The following is a 7156-nucleotide window of genomic DNA, read 5'->3' as shown; positions in this document are numbered from 1 at the left end:
GCTCATCACCCTCCTCCCCGGCCACCCGCCGCACCCGTCCTCCGGCGACCTGCCCGAATACCTCATCCAGCTGGCCGCCGCGCTGCTGCCCCTGCACACCCTGAACGGGGCGTCCACCATGCCGCCGTACGTCCCGCACAACCGGCTCGACGTACGGCTCCCGCCCCGGCACGCCGTGCGGCCCGAGCTGTGGGAACGCGCCCACGACATCGCCGCCCGCCCCGCGCCCGAGGCGCCCGCCCGGTTCATCCACCGCGACTACCACGCCGACAACACGCTGTGGTGCTACGGCAGGCTCACGGGCGTGGTCGACTGGTCCGACGCCTCGTCCGGGCCGATCGCCGTCGACATCGCCCGGATGCGCCGCGGCCTGACCCTCCGCTACGGCCCGCCGGTCGCCGACCGCTTCCTGTCCACCTTCGACCAGGTCTCCGGCGGCTACCCCCACGACCCGTACTGGGACGTCCGCGTCCTCCTGGACCTGCTACCCGAAGCCGAGACCGGGGTAATGGACGAGGCCCACGTCCCCCTCTACGAGAACTACCTCGCCCACCTCCTCGCCCAGTGCTAAAGGGTGATCGCTTCGATGGGGAGGCTTGAGTCCGCCGGGAGGGAGAGTTCGGAGGGGGCGGCTCCGGCGGCGGCGAGTTCGGAGCCGAGGGCGGCGACCATCGCGCCGTTGTCGGTGCAGAGCTTCGGGCGCGGTACCCGCAGCCGGACGCCCGCGGCCTCGCAGCGCTCCGCAGCGAGGGCCCGCAGCCGGGAGTTCGCGGCGACGCCCCCGCCGATGAGCAGGTCGTGGACGCCGTTGTCCTTGCAGACCTGCAGCGCCTTCTGCGTCAGGACGTCCACCACGGCCTCCTGGAAGGACGCCGCGACGTCCGCGACGGGCACCGGCTCGCCCGCGCGCTCCTTGGCCTCCACCCAGCGGGCCACGGCGGTCTTCAGGCCGGAGAACGAGAAGTCGTAGGTGCCGTCGCGGTACTTGCCGCGCGGGAACGCGATCGCGGCCGCGTCGCCGTCGCGGGCCATCCGGTCGATGACCGGGCCGCCGGGGAAGCCCAGGTCGAGGACGCGGGCGACCTTGTCGAACGCCTCGCCGGCCGCGTCGTCCACGGTGCTGCCGAGGGACCGGACGTCGCCCGCCACGTCCGGCACCAGCAGCAGCGACGAGTGGCCGCCGGACACCAGCAGCGCCACGCACGGCTTCGGCAGCGGACCGTGTTCGAGCTGGTCGACGCAGACGTGCGCGGCCAGGTGGTTGACGCCGTAGAGCGGTCTGCCCAGCGACAGCGCGTACGCCTTGGCCGCGGCCACCCCGACCATCAGCGCGCCGGGCAGGCCCGGGCCCGCGGTCACCGCGAACGCGTCGACGTCGGGCAACGCGATCCCGGCGTCGGCCAGCGCCCGCTCGATCGTCGGCCCCATCGCCTCCAGGTGCGCCCGCGACGCGACCTCCGGCACCACGCCGCCGAACCGGGCGTGCTGGTCGACGCTGGACGCGATGGCGTCCGCGAGCAGGGTGTTCCCCCGCACGATGCCGACGCCGGTCTCGTCGCACGACGTCTCGATGCCGAGCACCAGCGGCTCGTCCCGAATCACTTGCTCTCCTTGGTGAAGCCCATGGGCGGACGGGTGCGGAGCTTGCGGCACATGACGATCGCGTCCACGTCCGAGGGCTGGTAGTAACGCCGGCGGACGCCGACCTCGTCGAAGCCGAACCGCTTGTAGAGGCGGCGCGCTCCGGCGTTGTCGGCGCGGACCTCCAGGAACACCGACTCGCTGTTGCGGCGGGCGGCCTCCTCCAGCAGCTCGGTGAGCAGCGCGGCGCCGATGCCGCCGCCCCGCTGGTCGGCGCGGACCCCGATGGTCTGCACGTCGGCCTGGCCGCCGGCCGCGGCCAGGCCCGCGTAGCCGACGAGGTCGCCGCCGGGGGCCTCCGCGACGACGTAGTGCCGCGTCCGGGGCTGCTCGGCGAGCTCCTCGCGGAGCATCTCCTCGCTCCACGCGTCCTCCGGGAACAGCGCCCGCTCCAGCCGGAGTATGGCCGGGAGGTCCGTACCGGTCATGGCCCGCAGGACGATGCCGCTCACGCCCGCGTCACCTTCTTGCGCGGCCCGGGCTCCCTGGCGTCCGGCCTGCGCAGGTAGAGGGGCTCGGGCGGCAGGAGCTCGGGGACCTTCATCCCGGCCAGGCGCGCGACGGTCAGCTCGGCGAGGGCGGTGGCGGTGGGCAGCAGCGGCTCGTGCGCGCCTTCGCCGAAGACGTCCGGGAACAGCGTGCCGCCCTCGCCGACGACGGGGAGCCCGGCGGGCGCCCCGTCCAGCACGTCGGACGGCGCCCCCACGGCAGGGCCGGTGGCGCGCGCGCGGCACGAGTGGTACCGCGCCCAGTAGACCTCCTTGCGCCGCGCGTCCGTGACGACGGCGAACGGCTCGGTCCTCCCGCTGGCCCACGCGATGATGTCCAGGGTGCAGGCACCGTGCACGGGGATGCTGAGCGCGTCCCCCATGGAGCGTGCGGTGACCAGCCCGACCCGGAGCCCGGTGTACGGGCCCGGCCCCACCCCGACGGCGATGGCGCTGAGGTCCGCGGGCGCCGCCCCGGCCTCCGCCATCACGCCCGCGATGGACGGGGTGAGCAGTTCGGTGTGCCTGCGGCGGTCGACCGCCTCGGCCACACCACGCGGCACCGCGCCCTCACCCGGGGTCCACTCGTACAGCGCCACGGTGATCGCGGCGGTCGCGGTATCGAAAGCCAAGACCAGCACGGGTTGTAAGCCTACAGGCCGCCTCCCGCCGGGGAACCGCCGTTGAACGAGCGGACGGCCGAGGTGCTCAGGACTGGTCGAGCCCCTGGATGACGGCGCGGGCCACCTCCAGGGCGCCGTCGGTGGCGGCGCCGGAGGAGAGCGGGTCGCCGTCGTTGCCGCCGGAGTAGTGGATGGTGATGAGGACGTTGCCCAGGCGGACGTTGCCGATCGCCTCGCCGGACCCCTGCCCCTTGTCGACGCTGTAGACGAGGTAGCCGTCGTCGCCGACGTCGTCGAGGCGGCGCTTCTCGGTGAGCGTCTGGCCGGTGAGGAGGGACTTGCCGGACTCGTCGGCGGTGCGTTCGGAGGTGAACGTGGCGGTGGCGGTGCCGGTGGCGGTCTGGCCTCGCGCGGCCTCGATCGCGCGGAGTTCGACGGTGAGCTGGCGCTTGTTCTTGCCCGTGTAGGCGCCCCAGACGCACTGGTTCCGCCGGTCGCTGCTCTGGTAGGTCTCGGCCTCGGTCCGCTCGGACCCGGGCGCCAGCCTGTCGATGATGTCCTGGCCGACGATCGTGCAGGAGTTCGGGACGGCGGAGCGTTCGCCCTTCGACATCGGGGCGCTCTCGCTGGCGCCGCTGCCGACGACCCGGCCGCTCTCGTCGTCGCCGCTCGCGCCGACGCCGCTCAGCACGACGAACGCCGCGAGGACGCAGACCGCGACGGCCGCGGCCGCCCCGCCGAGGACTACGGCCAGGCGCCGGCCGGTGCGGCGTTCCCGCACGACGCGGTGGCTGCCGGTCCGGTAACCGCCGCTGCCGGACCGGTACGAGCCGCTGCCGGTCCGGTAGCCGCCGCTGTCGGTGCGGTACCTGCCGCTCTCCGTGCGGTAGCCGCCGCTGTCGCCGCGATAGCCGCCGGTGTCGTGGCCGCCGGTGTCCCGGCCGTACTGGCCACTGCCGCTCGGGGTCTGGTATGGCCCGGTCTCCCGCTGGTAGGGGCCGCTGCCCGACGGGCTGGAGCGATAGCCGCCGGTGCCCTGGCCGCCGCCCGGGTAACCCTCGGACCCGTACCCACCGCCGGACTGGTACCCACCGGACTGATACCCGCCGGACTGGTATCCACCGGACTCGGGACCGCCGGTGGCGTACCCACCGGTCTCGTAACCGCCGGTTCCCGCGGAACCGCGGGGCTCCTGGTACGGCGCGTACTCGTCGCGGCCCGCACCGTACCCACCGCCGTCCCGCCGGTAACCGCCGCCCCGGCCACCGTCCGAACCGCGGTAGCTGTCGCGGTGACCACCGCTGCCATGGCTACCACTCACGGGATCCCACTCCTGCTTGCGGAAATCAATATGTCGCGAAGGTGAGGCTCGTTCCGGCAAAGAGTACGACATCTAGCCGAAAAGTGGTCCATCCAGACTTGCAAAAAGCGAAGAAGTTGTCCGGACCCCGTCATCCGGCGTCGAGTTCCAGGTCGGGCCAGCGATCACCGACCCCGACGATCCTTACTTCGCGTTCCTCTCCGGCCCCCTCCCCGCGCGAAAGGATCACTTCCAGACGGTCCTCGGCAAGGCCCTCCGCGATTCCTTCTCCCCACTCGACGATCGTCACCGATTCATCGAGCGAGGCATCGAGATCAAGGTCGTCCAACTCCGCGAAACCGCCCAGCCGGTAGGCGTCCACGTGGACGAGCGGAGGGCCGCCGCACAGCGAGGGGTGCACCCGCGCGATCACGAACGTGGGGGACGTGATCGGCCCCCGCACCTTCAGTCCCTCGCCGATGCCCTGCGTGAGCGTCGTCTTGCCCGCGCCGAGCCGGCCCGTCAGCACGACCAGGTCGCCGGGACGGAGCAGCCCGGCCAGGCGAACGCCCAGGTCACGCATGTCCTCGGCGGTGGGGACTGTGAGGGAAATCACATTCACGCGGTGCGCTCCTTCTCGTGTCTCGGCCGGATGCGCTCGACGAGCCGGCGCAGGCCGCCGGTCACCACACCCGGGTACTCCAGCGGCAGCACGTGCCCGGCGTCCGCCACCTCGACGAACTCCGCGTCCGGCAGCGCCTCGGCGATGCGGCGGGCGTGCGGGGCGGGCGTCATCCGGTCGGCACCGCCGGCGAAGACCAGCGTCGGGACGTTGCCGAGGACGCCGAGGCAGGCGACCTTGTCGTGCGCCATCAGCGCCGGGTAGAACTCGGCGATCACGTCGATCGGCGTGCCCCTGATCATCTGCTCCAGGAAGTCGACCACGGTGGGGCTGACGTGCTTGTCGGCGAACGCCATCTTCCGCGTGACGACGAACGCCAGGTCGGAGCCGAGGCCGCGGGCCCGTTCCACCAGTTCGGCGCGGCGGCCGAGGCCGCGCAGCGTCCGGGGGGCCAGCGGCCGGACGACCTTGGCCAGCCCCATCGGCAGCCCCAACGTCATCTCGGCCAGGTCACCGCAGGACGTGTTGATCAGCGCGACCCCCGCGACCTGCCGGTCGAACAGCTCGGGGTACCGGTCCGCCAGCGCCATGATCGACATTCCGCCCATGGAGTGCCCCACGAGGACGACGGGGCGGTTCTTGCGGACCGTGGCCTTCAGCACGGCGTACAGGTCGTCGCCGGTCTGCTCGATCGTCGCGTTCAGGGGGTCGCTCCGTCCGGAACGGCCGTGGCTGCGCTGGTCCCAGAAGACCATCCGCACGGAGCCCTGCAGGTCGCGACGCTGGTAGTGCCAGGCATGCAGGTTCAGGGTGTAGCCGTGGCAGAACACGATCGTCAGGTCGGCGTCCGCCGGGCCGTCCACCTCGACGTGCAGCGGGAGCCCGTCGCTCGCCCGGACGAGCATCTCCCGGCCGCGCAGCTCGCCGAAGGGCTCGCCGGCATCGGGGTCGGGCCGGAGCCGGACCCGGCCGACGACGGCATGGCGCAGGCCGACGGCGGCTCCGACACCGGCACCCGCGACGGCACCCGCGACGCCGAGCCTGCGCCCGATCCTGCTGTCCATACGCGCCCCCTACCGCCCCCCTCCCGGGTACGTCCTCGGTACCCGGGACCCGATGCGGGTGACGATCTCGTAGGAGATCGTCCCCAGTGCCTCCGCCCACTCCTGGGCGGTCGGCTCACCCCGGTCGCCCGGACCGAACAGGACGATCTCGTCCCCCGCCGCCAGCGTGTCGCCGCCGAGGTCGATGACGAACTGGTCCATGCAGACCCGCCCGGCGATCGTCCGGCGCCGCCCGCCCGCGAGGACCTGCAGCAGATTGGACCCGTGCCGGGGGATTCCGTCCCCGTACCCCGCGGGGACGACGGCGAGGGTCGTGTCCCGTTCGGTGTGGTACGTGTGACCGTATGACACTCCGCTGCCCGCCGGGACCCGCTTGACCAGCGCCGCGGCCGCCACGAGCGTCATCGCGGGCCGCAGCCCGAACGTGCCGGCCGCCGGGACGGGCGTCAGCCCGTAGGTGGCGATCCCCGGCCGGACGAGGTCGAACCGCGCCTCGGGCAGCGTCAGCGCGGCCGCCGAGTTCGCCATGTGCCGGACCTCGAACCGCGCGCCGGCCTGCTCCGCGTAGCCGAGCATCTCGGTGAACGCGCCGAGCTGCGCCGCGATCGAGGGGTGGCCCGGCTCGTCCGCGCAGGCGAAGTGCGACATGACCCCGGCGACCCGCACCTGCCCCTCCGCCTCGGCCTTCAGGGCCGCGTCCACGAGGGCCTCCCAGTCCCGGCCGCGCACCCCGCCGCGGGACATGCCCGTGTCGGCCTTGAGGTGGATCCGGGCGGGCCGCCCCGCCCGTTCCGCCGCCCGGACGATCTCGTCCAGCAGCCATACCGCGCCGACGGTCAGGTCGACGTCCCGCGCGACGGCGTCCTCGAAGGGCTCGCCGGGGACGCCGATGGCGACCAGCGTCCGGACGGTGATACCCGCGGCGCGCAGCCGCAGCGCCTCGGCCAGCTTCGCGACGCCGAGCCAGGAGGCCCCGCCCGCGAGCGCCGCCCCGGCGGCCTCGACCAGCCCGTGCCCGTACGCCTCGGCCTTCACCATGGCCATGACCTCGGCGCCCCCCGCGCGCTCGCGCAGCAGGCCGATGTTGTCGCCGATGGCGTCGAGATCGACGCGCGCCTCCGCCGGAACCCTCATAACACCAGTCTGCCGTCCTCGGGGCCGTACCGGAGCGTCATGGCCCAGCTCAAGGCCATTCCGGCCCGTATCCGGACGCCCCCTCGACGCCCTCTGTCCGATAAGACGTAAATGCCCGACCAGCGGTTCAGAAACGCTCCGGAAAGGCGCCCCCGCCGGCCGCCGCCGGGACGGGCGCCGAGAACCCGCGGGCTAGAACCGGCTGGCGACGCCCTGCGCGCTGCGGCGGAACGCCTCCGGAAGGGCATTGATCACGTCGTGGGCGCTGATGGGGGCTTCGGGGC

At 73.3% G+C, this 7156-nt stretch carries 8 protein-coding genes; 1 reads left to right on the top strand and 7 read right to left on the bottom strand.

The genetic code is table 11. The annotated features are described in order from the left end of the window. Positions 1–571, top strand: a 571-nt coding sequence (locus E1289_RS35330; RefSeq protein WP_131988145.1) for an aminoglycoside phosphotransferase family protein, incomplete at its 5' end; no start/stop codon positions are given. On the opposite strand, the gene tsaD is transcribed toward E1289_RS35330, so the two are convergent. The 7 genes from tsaD to alr all read right to left on the bottom strand — a co-directional run bounded on the left by tsaD (position 568) and on the right by alr (position 6872). Next, positions 568–1599 (bottom strand): tRNA (adenosine(37)-N6)-threonylcarbamoyltransferase complex transferase subunit TsaD, encoded by a 1032-nt coding sequence (gene tsaD, locus E1289_RS35325; RefSeq protein WP_131988153.1) that lies wholly within the window; start codon positions 1597–1599, stop codon positions 568–570. The two genes, E1289_RS35330 and tsaD, sit on opposite strands and share 4 nt — an antisense overlap. After that, the gene (rimI, locus tag E1289_RS35320; protein ID WP_131988151.1) at positions 1599–2069 is read right to left on the bottom strand and encodes a ribosomal protein S18-alanine N-acetyltransferase; all 471 of its coding nucleotides are present in this window, start codon (positions 2067–2069) and stop codon (positions 1599–1601) included. Before rimI ends, tsaD begins: the two co-directional genes overlap by 1 nt. 20 nt (positions 2070–2089) lie before the next feature. Then, positions 2090–2770, bottom strand: a complete 681-nt coding sequence (gene tsaB / locus E1289_RS35315; protein ID WP_131988143.1) for a tRNA (adenosine(37)-N6)-threonylcarbamoyltransferase complex dimerization subunit type 1 TsaB — start codon at positions 2768–2770, stop codon at positions 2090–2092. A 67-nt stretch (positions 2771–2837) separates the two neighbouring features. Next, entirely contained in the window at positions 2838–4073 is a 1236-nt protein-coding gene (locus tag E1289_RS38670; RefSeq protein WP_165970755.1) for a hypothetical protein, read from the bottom strand. A 130-nt stretch (positions 4074–4203) separates the two neighbouring features. Next, positions 4204–4635 carry a tRNA (adenosine(37)-N6)-threonylcarbamoyltransferase complex ATPase subunit type 1 TsaE gene (gene tsaE, locus E1289_RS35300; RefSeq protein WP_131988147.1) on the bottom strand — a complete coding sequence of 144 codons (432 nt, stop codon included), beginning with the start codon at positions 4633–4635 and terminating at the stop codon, positions 4204–4206. A 35-nt stretch (positions 4636–4670) separates the two neighbouring features. Continuing rightward, positions 4671–5738 (bottom strand): alpha/beta hydrolase, encoded by a 1068-nt coding sequence (locus tag E1289_RS35295; RefSeq protein ID WP_131988139.1) that lies wholly within the window; start codon positions 5736–5738, stop codon positions 4671–4673. A gap of 9 nt (positions 5739–5747) precedes the next feature. Beyond that, on the bottom strand, positions 5748–6872 hold the full coding sequence (gene alr, locus E1289_RS35290; protein WP_131988137.1) for an alanine racemase: 1125 nt from the start codon (positions 6870–6872) through the stop codon (positions 5748–5750). Positions 6873–7156 lie beyond the last annotated feature (284 nt).

Origin of the sequence: Actinomadura sp. 6K520 (assembly GCF_004349245.1) — a bacterium.
Classification (GTDB): domain Bacteria; phylum Actinomycetota; class Actinomycetes; order Streptosporangiales; family Streptosporangiaceae; genus Spirillospora.
Note: the sequence above shows the minus strand (reverse complement) of the source record. Positions and strands in the feature narration are given on the sequence as shown.